A 16,265-nucleotide genomic window follows, 5' to 3' on the forward strand; every position below is an offset into this window, starting at 1 on the left:
CCGTCCTGGACCGCATGCGCCGCTTCGACGCCAAGGGCCGCACCAGCTAGAGCCACACCCAGCCAGGGCCCGACAGCCCGAGGTCCCGAAGCCCGCTCACCGACCCTTCCCAGGACACCCCATGTATCGCACCGCACTGCGCAACGTGCTGGCCCACAAGGGCCGACTGCTCATGACGGCGCTGGCCGTCATGCTCGGCACCGCCTTCGTGGCGGGCACCATGGTCTTCTCCGACACCTTCGGCAAGGCCATGCGGGACAGCAACTCCAAGAGCTACTCGGACGTCTCGGTCCAGGTGGTGGACCAGGCGGCCGGCTCCGGCGCGAGCGCCAAGCAGAAGAGCGAGAGCGGCTCCGCCGCGCTCACCGACGCCACCCTCCGGCAGCTGGCCGCCCTGCCGGGCACCGCCGGCGCGCGCGGCGTGGTGAGCGGCTTCACCGGCGTGGCCGACCGCAAGGGCAACCTGATCGGCCAGTTCTGGGCCGCCAAGGGCGCCAACTTCGCCCCCGGCCAGGACGGCAAGGACCCGCGCTACCCGATGGCCGAGGGCCAGGGCCCGAAGAACGCCAAGGAGATCGCGCTCGACCGCAGGACCGCCGACAAGGCGGGCTACAAGGTCGGCGACACCGTGCGGGTGGCCGCCAACGGCCCGGTGATCGAGGCGAAGCTCACCGGTGTCTTCACCACCGACGACCCGGTGGTGAACACCGGCGGCACGCTCACCCTGTTCGACAAGGCCACCGCCCAGCAGCTGCTCCTGGAGCCCGGCCGCTACAGCGGCGTCGTGCTCACCGCCAGGCCCGGCACCTCCGAGGACGCGTTGCTCGCCCAGGTCCGGCCCACGGTGCCGTCCGGCAGTCAGTTCGACGTCGAGACCGGTGCCAAGCTCAAGGCCGACGAGCAGAGCATGATCGCCAAGGGCACCGACAACATGCGCACGATGCTGCTGGTCTTCGCCGGCATCTCGCTCTTCGTCGGCATCTTCATCATCGCCAACACCTTCACCATGCTGGTCGCCCAGCGCACCAAGGAGCTCGCGCTGCTGCGGGCCGTCGGAGCCAGCCGCAAGCAGGTCACCCGCTCGGTGCTGGTCGAGGCCCTGGTGATCGGCACGGTCTCGGCGGTGGCCGGTCTGGCCGCGGGCGTCGGGATCGGCGCGGGGATGCAGTCCCTGATCGTCGGTCTGAACGAGAACATGCCGAGCGGCGCCCTGGTGATCAAGCCGCTGACCGTCGCGGTGACCCTCGTGGTCGGCGTCGTGGTGACGGTGCTGTCGGCGCTGCTGCCGGCCCTGCGTGCCGCCCGGATCGCCCCGGTGGCCGCGATGAGCAGCGGCGACCAGCCGGCCTCCCAGAAGAGCCTGATCGTCCGCAACACCATCGGCTCGCTGCTCGCCGCCGGCGGTCTGGCCCTGATCGGCTACGGCGCCTCCACCGGCAGCACCGACGGCCGGTTGCCGGTCGGCCTGGGCGCGTTCCTGGCCCTGATCGGCGTGTTCGTCCTGCTGCCGCTGCTCTCCCGCCCGGTGGTGGCCCTGATCGGCCCGCTGCTGCGCGGCCTCGGCGGGACACCCGGCAAGCTGGCCCAGCAGAACGCGGTGCGCAACCCGCGCCGGACGGCGGCCACCGCCGCGGCGCTCACCATCGGCCTGACCCTGGTCAGCGGCCTCACCGTGATCGGCGCCTCGGTGACCGACGTGGTGGACCGGGCCGTCACCAGCTCGATGAAGGCCGACTACATCGTCTCGACCGCCAACGGCATGACCCTCTCCGACCAGGTGCCCGCGCAGATCGCCAAGGCACCCGGGGTGGCGGCCTCCTCGCCGATGACCACCGCGTACTGGCAGCTCGACGGCACCGGCAGGTCGATCACCGGCCTGGACACGGCGACCTTCGACCAGCTGGTCGACATCGAGCTGACCAGCGGGTCCGCCGCCGCACTCGGCAAGGGCCAGCTGCTGGTGGACGAGGACGTCGCCAAGAAGTCCAACGTCACCACCGGCTCGACCATGGCCGTCTCCTACCCGGACGACTCCAAGGGGCAGCTCACCGTCGGCGGCGTGTACAAGACGGGCGGCATGCTCGGCCCGGCCCTGCTGGCCAACAGCGAGATCGCCAAGCACGACCCGAAGCCGTACGTCTCCGACGTCCTGGTCAAGGGCAAGGACGGCGCCACCGACACGCTCAAGCAGTCGCTCAAGGACGCCACCGGCGCCAACCCGGTGATCGAGGTGAAGTCCAGGCAGGACGTCCGCGACGGCTTCAGCCAGACCATCACCTTCGCGCTGAACCTGATGTACGGCCTGCTGGGCATGGCGGTCCTGATCGCGATCCTGGGCGTGATCAACACGCTGGCGATGTCGGTCTTCGAGCGCAAGCGCGAGATCGGGATGCTGCGGGCGATCGGCCTGGACCGCCGGGGCATCAAGCGGATGGTCCGTCTGGAGTCCGTGGTGATCTCGCTGTTCGGCGCCGGCATCGGCCTGGCCCTCGGGTGCTTCATCGCCTGGGCGATCAACGGCACCCTGAAGTCCAGCCTGGCCGGACTGACCACCGTCCTGCCATACGGCCAGCTGGCGCTGTTCCTGGCGCTCGCCGGATTGGTGGGCCTGGTGGCCGCGATCTGGCCGGCCCGCCGGGCGGCCGGGCTGGACATCCTGTCGAGCATCAAGACCGACTGACCCGGGACGCGCGGAGAGCCCCTGCCGGAGGATTCCGGCAGGGGCTCTCGTACTGCTGTACTCCGCCCGGTCACAGGGCCGGCTGAGCACCACGGAGGTCGTGGTCCGGCAACGCTGCCGGGCGGAGGGCCTCCGACTCATACCCCGGTGCTCCCACACCGGGGTCTCAGTCGCTTACTTGCTCGCGAGTTCCTTGTCGGCGGCCGGCTTGGCGGCCTCGACGGGCTTGGTGGGCGGGGTGACCTCCTGGATCGGAAGCTGCGGCTTCTCCATCTGGGAGAGGCCGACCATCTCGCGCTTCAGGAACATCGCGAGGGTCCAGTCGGTGAAGACGCGGACCTTGCGGTTGAAGGTCGGCACCATCGCGCCGTGGTACAGGCGGTGGAACCACCAGGCCGGACGGCCCTTCAGCTTGTACTTGCCGAAGAGGATCGCGACGCCCTTGTGCAGGCCGAGACCGGCGACCGCACCGAGGTTCTTGTGCTTGTACTCCTTCTGCGGGAAGCCGCGCATGCCGGAGATCACGTTGTCGCCGAGGACGACGGCCTGACGGCAGGCGTGCTGCGCGTTCGGCGGGCACCAGGCGCCCTCGCCGGAGGCGAGGTCCGGGACCTGGGCGTTGTCGCCGGCGGCCCAGACGTAGTCGAAGCCCTGGACCTGGAGGGTCGGCGCGGTGTCGACGTGGCCGCGCGGGCCCAGCGGCAGGCCGAACTCGGCCAGCACCGGGTTCGGCTTCACGCCGGCCGTCCACACGATGGTGGAGGCGTCCATCTCCATGCCGTTCTTCAGCACGACGTGGCCGTCGACGCAGGAGTCCATCGAGGTCTCGATGTAGACCTCGATGTTGCGCTCTTCGAGCTTCTCCTTGGTCCACAGACCGAGGTCCGGGCCCATCTCCGGGAGGATGCGGTTGGCGGCCTCGACCACGACGAAACGCATGTCGTCGCGGCTGACGGTCCGGTACAGCTTGGACGCGTCGCGCGCCATGTCCTCGATCTCGGCGATCGTCTCGATGCCGGCGAAGCCACCGCCGATGACGACGAAGGTCAGGGCCTTGCGGCGGACCTCCTCGTCCGTGGTGGACTCGGCCTTGTCGAGCTGGGCCATGACGTGGTTGCGGAGGCCGATGGCCTCCTCCACCGTCTTCATGCCGATGCCGTTCTCCGCCAGACCCGGGATCGGGAAGGTGCGGGAGACCGAGCCGGTCGCGACGACCAGGTACTCGAAGGGCAGCTCGTAGCTGTCGCCGGCCGCCGGCTGGATGGTGGCGACCTTGCGGGCGTGGTCGATGCCGGTGACGGACCCGGTCAGCACCTCCGCCTGCTTGAGGGCGCTGCGCAGCGGCGCGACGAGGTTGCGGGGCGCGACGTTGCCGCCGGCCGCCTCGGGGAGGAAGGGCAGGTACGTCATGTACGACCGCGGGTCCACGACCGTGACGGTCGCTTCGCCGTAGCGCATCTTCTTGAGGATGCGCATCGCGGCATACAGGCCGACGTAACCACCGCCGACAATGAGGATGCGAGGACGCTCCGTGGTGCTCATATCCGAAAGTATCCAGCACCGTCCGGAGCAGCCTTCGTGAGCCCGGTCACAAGCTCACGGACCCCCCGTGCTACACTGCGCGGCCACAAAACCGGCACCCACGCACACGCTCACAGCCCTTCGCGCCCCCTCGTGAACATACGCCGGAGTGCCACCCTGCTGAGCAGCAACGATCCGTACAGGGCCCGGGTTCCCGCGCGCGATTTTGATTTTCAAACCCCGAACGAGCCCTGACCTGCGATCCAGCGGGCCTCACCACCGAGAGGCCTTCGGTCCCACAATTCGGACGTAGCGGGCGAGCCGGTGCGACGAATGGCCGGGTCGTCATGTGAAGAAATTCACGAACCTTTTCGCACGGGCCCGGGCGCGCCCCGGCCCCGGCTCCCCGGAAGGGGCGCCGGGGCCGGTCGGGTAAGCCCTGCCGGGGGTCAGGAGGCGATACCCCAGGCGATGCCGTCCAGGATGTCGTGCTCGCTCACGACCACCTCGGCGGCACCGGTCCGCTCCATGATCTCCAGCAGCTCCAGCGCCCCGGCCGCGATCACGTCCACCCGGCCCGGGTGCATCGACGGGATGGCCGCGCGCTCGGCGTGGGTCGCGGCCAGCAGCTCGCGGGCGATCTCGGCGACCCGCTCCCGGCCGATGCGCGAGTGGTGGATCGCCGCCGAGTCGTAGTCCGGCAGGTCCTGGGCGATCGCGGACACCGTGGTGACCGTCCCGGCCAGGCCCACCAGGGTGGCCGCGCCGGTCAGCGGGACGACCTCCTCGGCCTTGTCCAACTCGGCCCGCACATGCGCCCGGGCCTCGGCGATCTGCTCCGCGGAGGGCAGCTCGGCGCCGCCGAAGTGCCGCTCGGTGAGCCGCACGCAACCGATGTCCACCGAGCGGGCCGCCTGCACCTCGTCCACGCCGAGCACGAACTCGGTCGAGCCGCCACCGAGGTCGAACACCAGGTAGGGGGCGGGGAACTGACCTCCGGTCAGCTCCTTGGTGGCGCCCAGGAAGGACAGTCGCGCCTCCTCCTCGCCGCTCACCACCTCGGGCTCGACGCCCAGGACGTCGCGCACGCCCTTGACGTACTCGTCGCTGTTCTCGGCGTCCCGGGAGGCGCTGGTGGCGACGAAGCGCACCCGCTCCGGGCCGACGCCGAAGCCGGAGATGATCTCCTGGTACTCCCGGCAGGCCGCGAAGGTGCGGGCCAGCGCGTCCGGGTGCAGCCGGCCGGTCTGGTCCACGCCCTGGCCCAGCCGGTTGACGATCATCCGGCGGTCGAGGTCGGTGATCTCCCCGGTCTCCGGGTCCAGGTCGGCGACCAGCAGCCGGATCGAGTTGGTGCCGCAGTCGATCGCGGCGACGCGGGTCATGGTCACTGCGACTCCTGCTGCCCGCCGGTGTCCTCGGCCGGCCCGTCCTCGGCCGGCTCCTGCGCAGCCCGCTTCTTGGCGGCGCGCTGGGCGGTCTTCTGCTGCTTGGCGGCGATCACGGCCTCGTGGTCCTGGTCCTTGGCGCGGTTGCGGGCGACCCGCTCACCGGCCGCCCGGACCTCCTCCGGGGAGACGCACGGGCCCTTGGCCCACCAGTCCTCCAGCATGCCGATCGCCTCGTCGCCGAGCGGGTTGACGCCCTCGCCGGCCGCCAGCGAGTGGCCGACCAGCACGTGCAGGCACTTCACCCGGTCCGGCATGCCGCCGGCGCTCGGGAAGCCCTCCAGCACCTCGATCGCGTCGCGCCGGGCGATGTAGTCCTCGTGCGCCTTCTGGTAGGCGGCGGCCAGCTCCGGGTCCTCGGCGAGCCGGGCGCTCTGGTCCTTCATGACGCCTTCCGCCTCCAGGGTGCCGATCAGCGAGGCGGCCTTGGGGCAGGTCAGGTAGTACAGCGTCGGGAACGGCGTGCCGTCCGGCAGGCGCGGAGCCGTCTCCACGACGTCCGGGTTGCCGCAGGGGCAGCGGTGCGCCACACCGCGCAGGCCGCGCGGCACCCGGCCGAGCTGGGCGGCGATGGCCGCGACGTCGGCGTCGGAGACGGCGGGGTGGTTCTCAGTGGTCATGGGGGGAGGTGTCTCCAACGGGGGACGGTGGGAGCGGAAGGGGGGTGCCGGGGGCCGGCGCGGCCGTGTCGGCGGCGTCGACCGAGTCCCAGATGCTGGTGTACCAGGGCTTGGCGGCCGTCGCCTGACCGGCGGCCACCCCGGTGGCGGGGGCGCCGGCGGCGGACGAGGAGGGCTTGGCGGAAGCCTGGCCGGCCGGGTCCACCGCGATGTACGGGGTCTCCCCCGGCACCGCGTAGTGCAGCCGGGCGCGCGCCTGCGCCTTGACGTACTCCGGGTCCTGCCAGCGGGCCCTGTCCCGGCGCAGCTGCTCGACCTGCTGGCGCACGCGGTCGGCCTTCGCCCGCTGGGCGGAGATCTCGGCGCGCTGGGAGATGATCTGCCGCGTCGGGTAGGCGAGGATCGCCACCAGCGAGCACAGCACCAGGACGAGGACGGTCGCCCGGCTCGTGAACCGAGGCCGGGCCGCCAAGCCCGGGATCCTCCAGCCTGCCATCTCCCGTATCCCCTCCTGGTCGCGACGGTGCCCCGCCGTCCACCCTACGGGGTGAACGGCGGGGCACCGGTCAGGCTGGCGCTGGCGCGGGTGCTCAGCCCTCGTGCTTGAAGCGCGGGAAGGCGCCGCGGCCGGCGTACTCGGCGGCGTCGTCGAGGATCTCCTCGATGCGCAGCAGCTGGTTGTACTTGGCGACGCGCTCGGAGCGGGCCGGGGCACCGGTCTTGATCTGGCCGCAGTTGGTGGCGACGGCCAGGTCGGCGATGGTGACGTCCTCGGTCTCGCCGGAGCGGTGCGACATCATGCAGCGGTAGCCGTTGCGCTGGGCGAGCTCGACGGCGTCCAGGGTCTCGGTCAGCGAGCCGATCTGGTTCACCTTCACCAGCAGCGCGTTGGCGGTGCCGGTCTCGATGCCCTTGGCCAGGCGGGCCGGGTTGGTGACGAACAGGTCGTCGCCGACCAGCTGGACCTTGTCGCCCAGCTTGACGGTCATGGCCTTCCAGCCCTCCCAGTCGGACTCGTCCAGCGGGTCCTCGATGGAGACCAGCGGGTAGGCGGCGACCAGCTCGGCGTAGTACTCGATGAGCTCGTTGGCCGTGAGGGCCTTGCCCTCGAACTGGTAGGCGCCGTCCTGGTAGAACTCGGAGGCGGCGACGTCCAGGGCCAGCGCGACGTCACGGCCGGGCACGTAGCCGGCCTTCTGGATGGCCTCGGTGATCAGGTCCAGGGCCTCGCGGTTGCTGTCCAGGTTCGGCGCGAAGCCGCCCTCGTCGCCCAGGCCGGTGGACAGGCCGCGCTCCTTCAGCACGCCCTTGAGGGTGTGGTAGACCTCGACGCCCCAGCGGACGGCCTCGGAGAAAGACTCCGCGCCGATCGGGGCGATCATGAACTCCTGGATGTCGACGTTGGAGTCCGCGTGCGAGCCGCCGTTGAGGATGTTCATCATCGGGACCGGCAGGACGTGCGCGTTCGGGCCGCCCAGGTAGCGGAACAGCGGCAGGTCGCTGGCCTCGGAGGCGGCGTGCGCGACGGCCAGCGAGACGCCGAGGATGGCGTTGGCGCCGAGCGAGGACTTGTCCGGGGTGGCGTCCAGGTCCAGCATGGCCTGGTCGATCAGGCGCTGCTCGGTGGCGTCGTAGCCGACCAGCTCCGGGCCGATCTGCTCGATGACGGCGAGGACGGCCTTCTCCACGCCCTTGCCGAAGTAGCGGTTCTTGTCGCCGTCGCGCAGCTCCAGGGCCTCGAAGGCACCGGTGGAGGCACCCGACGGGACAGCGGCACGACCCGTGCTGCCGTCGTCGAGGCCGACCTCGACCTCGACCGTGGGGTTGCCGCGGGAGTCGAGGATCTCACGGGCTACGACGACATCGATGGACGGCACGAGGCATCTCCTTGCGGAAGCAGGGTCCCGCTGACGGTGACGCTGTCGGCGGGACGATTGCGGAGTCGTTACGGACCAGAGCCTAACCGCCCGGGCTCTCCAGGCCACGTCGGCCTCGGTCCCGTCTCAGCGTGTGGCCCCACTACCCACCGGTAGTTCACCTGCTTGTCCCAGCTTGTCCCACCGGAGCGGGCGAATGCGGACGAAGGGGGCCGGTGGGACCGACCCCCCTCTGCGCACCCCGGGCACCGGACCGGTGCCGGTGCGGACGGGCTCAGCCGAGGTGCAGGACCTGGCCGGGCATGATCAGGTCCGGGTCACCGCCGACCGTGCCGCGGTTGCCGTCGTAGAGCGCGTGCCAGCCGCCGGACACGCCCTGGGCGGTGGCGATCGACGACAGGGTGTCGCCGGAGCGGACGGTGTAGTCGTGACCGGTCTGCGCGGCCGGGGCCGGCTGGGCGGCCTGCGGGGCCGCGTGCTTGGGGGCGTACTGCTGCGCCGACTGGTCGACGGGCTTCTCGGCCCGGTCGGGCGCGGCGTGCTTCGGGGCCTGCTTCTGGACGGGCTTCTCGACCGGCTTCTGCACCGGCTTCTCGGCCGGCTTCTGGGCCTGGCGCTTGGGCGTCTGCTGCTGCGGGGCGGACTGCGGCTTGGCGTCCGAGGAGGTGTCGACGGACGCCGGGGCGCCGCCCTTGGTCAGACCGGCCTTGACGGAGCAGACCGGCCAGGCGCCGGGGCCCTGCGCGGCGAGCACCTTCTCGGCGACCGAGATCTGCTGCGCCTTGCTGGCCTGGTTGGCCTGCGCCGCGTACGACGTGCCGCCGTACGCCTTCCACGTGCTGGAGGTGAACTGCAGGCCGCCGTAGTAGCCGTTGCCGGTGTTGATGCTCCAGTTGCCCCCGCTCTCGCACTGGGCGACGGAGTCCCAGGTGGAGACCGGGGCGGCGGAGGCGCCGGTGGCGGTGAGGAGCGGCATCGCGAGTCCGACGCCGGCCACACCGGCGACGGCGATGGCCTTCTCGGCCTGGGTGCGACGACGGTGACGGCCAGTTCCAACGAACAGCATGAAGAGGTCCCTCTCCGCACGCCTGCGAGGTGAGCTGTCGGGTTCGGACCGGGAGGTGGCCCGGCCGCCGTGCGCGGAAACGATTCCGCTCGGGCGGCTTCACCCCAAGCCGTCGAGGAACGGCAACAAACCTGGTTCCCCCGCCCCTGCCCAGGGTTCTGGTCGGTTTCCCGTGACGCGGCGGGCAGGATTCGGCGTTCCGCGCACGAGGTCCGCAGCTGCGAACTCCAGGGAGAGTAGACAGATCTTCAGACCGATCACAAGCTCATATCACAGATATCACACAGAAATTACGGCGCGTGTCCGATCGCCTACCAACGGCGCCACTATGTCCGCATTGATGGGCGTTCACGCCCCGTTGGAAGCCTGCCGGGCGACGTTCCGTCAGCACGTTTCCCGGCGTTTCGTCACCTCTTGTCAGTTCGCCGGGGGCGCGGAAGGAGCGTGCGGAGGCGTATGCGGGGAGCGGCTCTCCGGAGTGAATTCGACCGGGAGTTCCCGCAGGCCACGCATGATCAGACCGCCCCGCCAGCGCAGATTCTCCGGGCTTTCCGCGAGCTGCAGATCGGGCAGCCGGGAAAGCAGCGTGGCCAGGGCGGCGCGCCCCTCCAAACGGGCCAGCGGGGCACCGATGCAGTAGTGGATGCCGTGCCCGAACCCCAGGTGGGGATTGTCCGCCCGGGCCAGGTCCAGGGTGTTCTCGTCCGCGAACCGGTCCGGATCGCGGTCCGCGGCGGCCAGCACCACCAGCACCGGATCGCCGACCGGGATGTCCACCCCGCCGATGGTCACCGGCCGTGTCGCGAACCGCCAGGTCGCCAGCTCCACCGGCCCGTCGTAGCGCAGGAGTTCCTCGATGCCCGTCTCCAGCAGCGCGCTCTCCCCGCGCGCCACCGACTCCTGCAGCAGCCGGCGCTGGCCCGGGTTGCGCAGCAGCGCGTACGTCCCGTTGCCGATCAGGTTCACGGTCGTCTCGAAGCCCGCGAAGAGGAGGATGAAGGCCATCGCCGCGGCCTCGTTCTCGGTCAGGTGCTCACCGTGGTCGCTCGCGCGGATCAGGCCCGAGATCAGGTCGTCCCCGAGGTCCGCGCGCTTGCGGTGGATCAGCTCCAGCAGGTACGCCCGCATCCGCTTCACCGCCCGTCCCACGCCGCCGCGTTGGCTGCCGCCGTGTCCCGGTTTCGTGTGTCGCAGCATCATCCCGGCCCAGTCGCGGAAGTCGTCCTGGTCCTCGGCCGGCACGCCCAGCATGTCGCAGATCGCGTAGATGGGGAGCGGGAAGGCGAACTCGTGGATCAGGTCCGCCGAGCCGCGCTGCGCGAAGCCGTCGATCAGCCGGTCGGTGAGCTGCTGCACCCGCGGCTCGAACTCGGCCACCCGGCGTGGGGTGAACGCCTTCGACACCAGCCGGCGCAACCGGGTGTGGTCCGGCGGGTCGATGTTCAGCAGGTGCGTCATCAGGTCCGCCTGCCGCTCCCCCGGAATGCCCACCCGGCCGGTGCGGTGCGCCTGCTCGCTGTGGTGCGCCGGGTTCTTCGACAGCCGGGCGTCCGCGAGCGCCTGCCGGGCGTCCGCGTACCTGGTCACCAGCCAGGCCTCGACACCGCTCGGCAGCGTGGTGCGGTGCACCGGGGCGTGCTCGCGCAGCCAGGCGTAGGCGGGGTACGGATCGGCGGCGAACTCCCAGGTGAACAGCTGCGGAGCAGCGTCGGCGGGCTGGGCGGCGGCGGGCCGGGCGGGGTCGGCGGTCGGGGCGGCGGCGGGCCGGGCGGGGTCGGGCTGAGCTGGCATGGGTCGACCGTATCCGGTGGGTGCGCTCCCCCTCCGCCGGCGGCTCACGACCCCCGTGACAACGGCGCACGACGGGCGCGCCAACACTCCGTGGACGACCCGTGGACGGTCCGTGGACAGCTCTTGGACAGGTCTTGGCCGGACGGCGGGCGTGAGCCTGGTCACCTGAGGGGTAATCCCTGTTGCGGAGGGTCAGGTCGTGCCTACGATCCTCCGCAGTACGCGTGGGCGCCGGTGCGGTGTCGCCCACAGGGAGGAGCAGACCATGCGGGTCAGCGGGTCAGTCGTCGTCATCGCGGTACTGGACGGCGGGTCGGGCGCCGACCTCGCCCGCCGGTTCGCCGCGGCCGGCACCGTCGGAATGCTGATCGCCGACCAGCACGTCGGCATCGCCGAGGACCTCGCCGCCGAACTCGACCGGCCGGGCTGCCCCGTCGTCGGCGTCTCCGGCGACATCCGCCGCCCCAGCGACGTCGCCGCCCTCGTCGACACCGCGGAGAAGCACCTCGGGCCGATCGACCTGTTCGCCGTCGCCGGCCCGGACGGCGAGCGGATCGTCTCCCTCGCCGACCTGCCCGACCACCTCGACCTGGAACGACTCGCCGAACTCGTCTTCCTCGTCGGCGAGGCCATCGGCGAACTCGTCCCGCCGCAGCGGCGCCCCGTGGAGAGCACCGCCACGGCGGCCTGAGCGCCCTACTCCCCGTCCGGCTCCCCGCCGGGCTCCCCGTCCGGCTTGAGGCCCTCGGCCGCGCGCACCGCGTCCCGGTAACCGCGCGCGGCCGAGCGCAGCGCCGCGTCCACGTCCACCCCGGCGTCGTGCGCCCGCTGCGCCACCGCGAGCAGCAGTCGGCCCGCCGACTCCGCGGTCAGCTCGGCCGGCAGCTCGTACGGCTCGTCCGGCATCCCCGCGAAGCCGGACCGGCGCACCCGCGACACCAGCTTCGCCGCGTACGCCAGCGAGGGCAGCCCGGCCGGCACGCCGTCCAGCACCGACTCGCGGTCCGCCTTCTCCGCGGCCTTCAGCTGCTCCCAGTTCGCCTCCACCTCGGCGGCGCCGTCGGCCTCGACGTCCCCGAAGACGTGCGGGTGCCGGTACATCAGCTTCTCGACGATGTCCCCCGCCACGTCGTCGATCGAGAACGCCTCGGTCGGGTGCTCCTCGGCGATCCGGGAGTGGAAGAACACCTGGAGCAGCACGTCGCCCAGCTCCTCCCGGAGCGTCCCCCGGTCCCCCTCCTCGATCGCCTCGACCAGCTCGTACGCCTCCTCGACCAGGTACTTCACCAGGCTCTCGTGCGTCTGCTCGGCGTCCCACGGGCAACCGCCCGGCGAGCGGAGCCGGTCCATCACCGTCGCCAGGTCGAGCAGCCGCGCTCCCGGCAGGTCGTACGAACCCGGCAGCACCTCGATCTCCGGCACCTCACCGGCCCGCTCCACCGCGAGCCGCGCCAGCGCGTCCGTCAGCCCCGGATCCCCGTCCGGGCTGCCGAGCCACACCGTCGCCCCGGCCCCGGCGGGCTGCTCGGTCAGCAGCCGCGCCAACGCGGGCGCCGACCCGGCCGCCACCACCTCCACCACGACCCCGGCCTGCCGCACCGCCGCGACCTGCGGATGCCCCTCGTCCGCCACCAGCACCCGCCCGGCCGCCCGCAACGCCTCCCACGCCGGCCACGCCAGCAACCCGGGAGCCACCCGGTGGGTCGTGGTCAGCAGAATCAACTTGGCACCGGGAACATTCGTCGTCACACCCCCGAACCTACCCGCCCACCCCCACCCCCTGCGGCCCTCGTCCCACCCGCCCCACCACTCCCGGAGGCCCGGGGACGGCCGGGCCGACGCACCCCGCGCACCGGACCCGGGGCAGCCCTGCGGCCGGGCGACAGCGCCGAGCCCAGCGGCTCCCCGCTCCCAGGCGCACCGCCGGAAGCAGGGGCTCGGAACTGCGGCCGTCGGCTTTCCGGGGAGTGTCATGAATTCGGTGGACACCCTGATCAAGGGAGACACTGATGAGCTCGCTGGTGGATCACCAGATCGGGGCGGTTCCTGACGGATCGGTTTCGTCGGAGCCGGAAACGGCCGATGCCTTGGGCATGGGGCCGAGGAAGAATACTGGCGGATCGGATGTGGTTGCGTCGGTCGCCGAGCTGGCGGCTGAGCAGGCCAGGGCCGGCGGGATGCAGCTGCTCGGTGAGGGCGGGTTGCTCCAGCAGCTCACCCGGCACTTGCTCCAGGAAGCCCTGGAGGCCGAGATGGACGAGCACCTGGCCGGCACCGCGGAGCCCGGCCGTTCGTCCCGCAGGGGAGGCAACGCCCGCAACGGCTACCGGATGAAGACGGTGATGACCGAGGCCGGCCCGATCACCCTTGAGATCCCCCGGGATCGGGCCGGGACCTTCGAGCCGAAGGTCCTGCCCAGGCACGCACGCCGGACCGAGGGCCTGGACGCCCTCGTCGTGTCGCTGACCGCCAAGGGCCTGACCTCGGGCGAGATCGTCGCGCACCTGGCCGAGGTCTACGGCATGACCACCAGCAAGGAGACCGTCTCGACCATCACCGACCGGGTCCTGGACGGCATGGCCGACTGGCGCACGCGTCCCCTCGACCCGGTCTATCCGGTGCTGTTCGTGGACGCCGTGAACATCAAGGTCCGCGACGGACAGGTCGCCAACCGGCCCGTCTACGTGGTCCTGGGCGTGACCGCCGACGGCTACCGCGACATCCTGGGACTGTGGACCTCGGGCGGCGGCGAGGGCGCGAAGTACTGGCAGTCCGTCCTGACCGAGATCAAGAACCGCGGTGTGAAGGACTGCCTGATCCTGGTCTGCGACGGCCTGACCGGCCTGCCCGAGGCGGTCGCCCAGGTCTGGCCACAGACCGTGGTCCAGACCTGCATCGTCCACCTGCTGCGGAACTCGTTCCGTTACACGTCCAAGCGGGACTGGGCAGCCGTGGCCCGCGACCTCAAGCCCGTCTACACCGCACCGAACGAGGCCGCGGCGCTGGAGCGGTTCGCCGAGTTCACGGCCGCCTGGGAGGCGAACTACCCGGCGGTGGTGAAACTCTGGGAGAGAGCCTGGCCCGAGATGGTCCCCTTCCTCGCCTTCGACACCGAGATCCGGAAGATCATCTGCACCACCAACGCCATCGAGAGCCTCAACTCCCGCTACCGCAGGGCCGCCAGCGCCTGCGGCCACTTCCCCAACGAGCAGGCCGCACTCAAACGGCTCTACCTCGCAACCCTCGCCCTCGACCCCACCGGACGCGGCCGGCAACGCTGGAGCAACCGCTGGATGGGCGCTCTGAATGCCTTCGACATGGCCTTCGACGGCCGCCTGTCAGCCGGACGGGCGTAGGCCAACCGGCCCACACCCGAAAGGCAAGATCAACAGCTAGTCCAACCGGGTGTCGTACACCGGAATCCTGATAGTCCCGCTTTCCGATCCCGCCTTGCGGTGGGCTCCCGAAGACTGGCGCCGCACCGGCCCCGGGGGTGGGCGAGGCGAGGATTCCGCAGGACCTCGGCGGACACGATCGGCTTCGTGGGCGAGAGGTGCCCGACAGGGTGCGGGCCGCCGGCCGTCGTCACACGAGAAGTCGGACCCGCCGACTTCCTACGCGCGGCCGGCGGTGGGGGGCCAGGGGGTGGGGTGGGGGTTGAGGGTGGAGAGGGATTGGCGGAGGCGGCGGACGGCGGGGTGGTGGGGGCCGTCGCGGCGTTCGCGGTCGAGGAGGAGGGGGAGCAGCCATTGCCAGGCGTTCTGCGGGTCGCCGGTGGCCGCGAGGTGGAGGCCGATGCGTTCGCGCAGGTCGTAGGTCCGCTCGGGGTCGGTGTCGAGGCCGGATTCGAGGCGGGCGGTGTGGGCGGTGAGGAGGGCCTGGTACTCGGCGAGGGCCTCGGCGCCGTGGCCGAGGTGTTCGAGGCAGATGGCGGCGCGGTAGCGGTGGTCGAGGCCTTGGGGGCCGTGCGGGCCGCCGTCGGCGGTGGCGGCGAGACGGCGGTACTCGGGGAGGGCCTGCCGCGGGTGGCCCTCGTGGAGGAGGGTGCGGGCGTAGATGGTGCGGATGGTGCGCACCAGGGGTGCGGCGTCGCCGAGTTCGGCCTCGGCGCGGGGCAGCAGGCCGGCGGCGAGGCCGAGGACCTCGGTGTGACGGCCGACGTCCACGAGGTCGGAGAGACGGGCGCACTGGGCGCCCAGGTCGGGGAGCGACGGCGGCGGCGTGGCGGGAGCGGGCGGAACCACCGGAGCCGCCGGTGCGGAGTGTGCGGGGTGTGCGGGGTGTGCGGACGGGACGGGCGTGCGCAGGAAGGGGCGCGGCTCCGGTCGGACCGGCGGGGCCGGGGCGACGGCGGCGGGTTGCGGCTGGTGCGGGAACCGGTACGGCCGTACGGGGTCGGGCAGTGCCGGGTAGCGGGGCTGCGGGGTGCCCGCGGCCGGGGGCAGCAGCGGGAGCAGCCGCCCGTACACCGTCTGGGCGTCCGCGGGGCGGTCGGCGGGCTGCTTGGCGAGGAGGTCGAGGACGAGCCGCTCCAGTCCGTGCGGCACCTCGGGGCGCAACTCCCGTAGCGGGACGGGCGGTTCGTCGACGTGTCGGCGCAGGACGCCGAGCGCGGTGGGTGCCCGGAACGGCTCCTCGCCGGCGAGCATCTCGTGCAGCAGGCAACCCAGCGCGTAGAGGTCGCTGCGCGGGTCGGTGGTGGCGGCGAGGGCCTGTTCGGGGGCCATGTAGGAGGGGCTGCCGACGGGCACGCCGGTGAGGGTGAGGCGGGTGGCCTCGGTGTCGAGGGCGGTGGCGATACCGAGGTCGAGCAGGACGAGGCGACCGTCCTCGCGGACCATGACGTTGCTGGGCTTGAGGTCGCGGTGGACCACCGGAATGGCGTGGACGGCGGCCAGCGCGGTGCAGAGCTGGGCGGCGACGGCCACCGCGCGTTCGACGGGGAAGGGCGCGTCCTCGGCGATGAGGTCGGCCAGGCTGACGCCCGGGATGCGCTGCATGACGAGGTAGAGCTCGCCCTCGTCCTCGCCCGCGTCGAAGACGGTGACCAGTCCGGGGTGGTCGAGCGCGGCCGTGACCCGGCACTCGCGCAGGAACCGGCGGCGCAACTCGTCGCCGTGGCTGCCGCGTTCGCCGCCGGCGCCTCCGGTGCCTCCGGTGCGGCCGGTGCCGCCGGGGAGCAGGTGCTCGGGGCGGAGCAGCTTGACCGCGACCGGTCGGTGCAGGCGTTCGTCCTGGCCTGCCCAGACCTGGCCCATGCCG

The 16,265-nt window shown here is 71.9% G+C and carries 11 protein-coding genes, 1 pseudogene and 1 riboswitch; of the genes and pseudogenes, 3 read left to right on the forward strand and 9 right to left on the reverse strand.

The features are described 5' to 3' along the window. Positions 1-121: 121 nt before the first annotated feature. Positions 122-2,680 carry an ABC transporter permease gene (locus tag ABTY56_RS16475; RefSeq protein WP_350629465.1) on the forward strand — a complete coding sequence of 853 codons (2,559 nt, stop codon included), beginning with the start codon at positions 122-124 and terminating at the stop codon, positions 2,678-2,680. Between the two features lie 174 nt (positions 2,681-2,854). Here ABTY56_RS16475 and ABTY56_RS16480 read toward each other — a convergent pair whose 3' ends face one another. The 7 genes and pseudogenes from ABTY56_RS16480 to ABTY56_RS16510 form a co-directional block, all read right to left on the reverse strand. Further along, positions 2,855-4,222 carry an NAD(P)/FAD-dependent oxidoreductase gene (locus ABTY56_RS16480; protein ID WP_350629466.1) on the reverse strand — a complete coding sequence of 456 codons (1,368 nt, stop codon included), beginning with the start codon at positions 4,220-4,222 and terminating at the stop codon, positions 2,855-2,857. 428 nt (positions 4,223-4,650) lie between these two features. Next, entirely contained in the window at positions 4,651-5,586 is a 936-nt protein-coding gene (locus ABTY56_RS16485) for a Ppx/GppA phosphatase family protein (RefSeq protein WP_350629597.1), read from the reverse strand. A gap of 185 nt (positions 5,587-5,771) precedes the next feature. After that, a pseudogene (locus ABTY56_RS16490) lies at positions 5,772-6,287 on the reverse strand (DUF501 domain-containing protein); the annotation flags it as partial. Continuing rightward, a complete protein-coding gene (locus ABTY56_RS16495; RefSeq protein WP_350629470.1) occupies positions 6,259-6,741 on the reverse strand; it encodes an FtsB family cell division protein in 483 nt (160 codons plus the stop codon). The gene ABTY56_RS16495 and the pseudogene ABTY56_RS16490, both read right to left, overlap by 29 nt. A 118-nt stretch (positions 6,742-6,859) precedes the next feature. After that, on the reverse strand, positions 6,860-8,146 hold the full coding sequence (gene eno, locus ABTY56_RS16500) for a phosphopyruvate hydratase (protein WP_350629472.1): 1,287 nt from the start codon (positions 8,144-8,146) through the stop codon (positions 6,860-6,862). A 274-nt stretch (positions 8,147-8,420) separates the two neighbouring features. Further along, on the reverse strand, positions 8,421-9,212 hold the full coding sequence (locus ABTY56_RS16505) for a transglycosylase family protein (protein ID WP_350629474.1): 792 nt from the start codon (positions 9,210-9,212) through the stop codon (positions 8,421-8,423). Between the two features lie 5 nt (positions 9,213-9,217). Continuing rightward, positions 9,218-9,386, reverse strand: a riboswitch (cyclic di-AMP (ydaO/yuaA leader). 243 nt (positions 9,387-9,629) lie between these two features. Next, positions 9,630-11,003 (reverse strand): cytochrome P450 family protein, encoded by a 1,374-nt coding sequence (locus tag ABTY56_RS16510; RefSeq protein ID WP_350629476.1) that lies wholly within the window; start codon positions 11,001-11,003, stop codon positions 9,630-9,632. A 265-nt stretch (positions 11,004-11,268) separates the two neighbouring features. On the opposite strand from ABTY56_RS16510, the gene ABTY56_RS16515 reads away from it, so the two are divergent. Beyond that, positions 11,269-11,694 carry an SDR family NAD(P)-dependent oxidoreductase gene (locus ABTY56_RS16515; protein ID WP_350629478.1) on the forward strand — a complete coding sequence of 142 codons (426 nt, stop codon included), beginning with the start codon at positions 11,269-11,271 and terminating at the stop codon, positions 11,692-11,694. A gap of 5 nt (positions 11,695-11,699) precedes the next feature. Here ABTY56_RS16515 and ABTY56_RS16520 read toward each other — a convergent pair whose 3' ends face one another. Beyond that, positions 11,700-12,752: a nucleoside triphosphate pyrophosphohydrolase gene (locus tag ABTY56_RS16520; protein ID WP_350629480.1), complete on the reverse strand. Its 1,053-nt coding sequence runs from the start codon at positions 12,750-12,752 to the stop codon at positions 11,700-11,702. A gap of 344 nt (positions 12,753-13,096) precedes the next feature. On the opposite strand from ABTY56_RS16520, the gene ABTY56_RS16525 reads away from it, so the two are divergent. Then, the gene (locus ABTY56_RS16525; RefSeq protein WP_502893136.1) at positions 13,097-14,359 is read left to right on the forward strand and encodes an IS256 family transposase; all 1,263 of its coding nucleotides are present in this window, start codon (positions 13,097-13,099) and stop codon (positions 14,357-14,359) included. Between the two features lie 258 nt (positions 14,360-14,617). Here ABTY56_RS16525 and ABTY56_RS16530 read toward each other — a convergent pair whose 3' ends face one another. Further along, entirely contained in the window at positions 14,618-16,261 is a 1,644-nt protein-coding gene (locus tag ABTY56_RS16530) for a protein kinase domain-containing protein (protein ID WP_502893138.1), read from the reverse strand. Positions 16,262-16,265: the final 4 nt, after the last annotated feature.

Source organism: Kitasatospora sp. NPDC097691 (assembly GCF_040302665.1).
Taxonomy (GTDB): domain Bacteria; phylum Actinomycetota; class Actinomycetes; order Streptomycetales; family Streptomycetaceae; genus Kitasatospora.

Excerpts from the sequence above, each read along its gene's own strand:
- ABTY56_RS16475 (WP_350629465.1), top strand. The coding sequence starts at position 122 with ATGTATCGCACCGCACTGCGCAACGTGCTGGCCCACAAGGGCCGACTG.
- ABTY56_RS16480 (WP_350629466.1), bottom strand. The coding sequence starts at position 4,222 with ATGAGCACCACGGAGCGTCCTCGCATCCTCATTGTCGGCGGTGGTTAC.
- ABTY56_RS16485 (WP_350629597.1), bottom strand. The coding sequence starts at position 5,586 with ATGACCCGCGTCGCCGCGATCGACTGCGGCACCAACTCGATCCGGCTG.
- ABTY56_RS16505 (WP_350629474.1), bottom strand. The coding sequence starts at position 9,212 with ATGCTGTTCGTTGGAACTGGCCGTCACCGTCGTCGCACCCAGGCCGAG.
- ABTY56_RS16510 (WP_350629476.1), bottom strand. The coding sequence starts at position 11,003 with ATGCCAGCTCAGCCCGACCCCGCCCGGCCCGCCGCCGCCCCGACCGCC.
- ABTY56_RS16515 (WP_350629478.1), top strand. The coding sequence starts at position 11,269 with ATGCGGGTCAGCGGGTCAGTCGTCGTCATCGCGGTACTGGACGGCGGG.
- ABTY56_RS16525 (WP_502893136.1), top strand. The coding sequence starts at position 13,097 with ATGGGGCCGAGGAAGAATACTGGCGGATCGGATGTGGTTGCGTCGGTC.
- ABTY56_RS16530 (WP_502893138.1), bottom strand. The coding sequence starts at position 16,261 with ATGGGCCAGGTCTGGGCAGGCCAGGACGAACGCCTGCACCGACCGGTC.